This is a genomic window from Vibrio sp. 1249-1 (assembly GCF_033340495.1).
Window position 1 is genome coordinate 1 of the sequence record NZ_JAWOWJ010000230.1, and the last position, 924, is coordinate 924.

Here is a 924-nt window from a genome sequence, read left to right on the forward strand (position 1 = left end):
AAGACGTGCTAGTGAGCTTCCAAAACGAGCTAACGGGTGGCATGAAGATGGATGTCACTGATAAAGGCATCGGCTTTGAGTTTGATTACCGCAGCTCAGCCAAAAAGGTGAGCGTTGCCCAGCAGTAAACGCAACAATACTTGAAACCCTACGAAAACGCCCACGGAATGCTGTGGGCGTTTTTCTTTCTTCAATTAAGTCGGTGACATTAGCTGGCTTTCTCTGCCACCTCTCGGTGTTGTTGCGCTTCTTCAGTGTTGAACCCACGTAGAATATTGGTCAAGGTGATGGCGGTAAACAGCACTACAACCAACGACAAATGCCACGCTTCACTCAATCCAAGTTGCACCAGCGTCATACTCACCAAGGAAGAGACCACCATTTGACCGCCGCCAGACATGGCTGCCGCCGCGCCCGCTTGCTCTTTGTATGGTTGCATCACAAGTGCTTGTGCACAAGGCAACGCAATGCCATTGCCAAGAATCATCAACAATTGTCCAATCATCAAATACAAGGGTTCTACCGGGCAGAAAAACAACCACAGTGCCGCACTGATATGCAAAACAGGCGTGCAAAGCAACATTTTCTTGTTTCCGATAACGGGGCGGATGCGGTTACAAATGGTTGTGCCGCCGAGCATACCTAACGCGGGGATCAGTGCCCACATGGCGTATTCGTCCGATGTCATCCCGATTTGGTCTTGCATGATAAAAGGCATCACGGAGACGGTCGTGATCATCAAGCTGAAGTTGAGCCAACTGATGCTCGCAAAACTCATAAAATATCGAGACGAGAGCAAATCACGATACTGCACCAACATTTTGGCTGGAGAGGGGATTGCAGAGCGTCGTGTGATGGTCTCTTTGAATCGAAACGCAATGATGATCCAAGCTAGCGACACGTAACCCAACAATGAAATGAACA

Annotated in this window: 1 protein-coding gene; it reads right to left on the bottom strand. The window is 49.0% G+C overall.

What is annotated here, in order from left to right; all coding sequences use genetic code 11:
- Positions 1 to 208: 208 nt before the first annotated feature.
- Positions 209 to 924 (bottom strand): MFS transporter (locus R7Z50_RS25460; protein ID WP_318149471.1); only part of this gene is annotated, 716 nt, incomplete at its 5' end.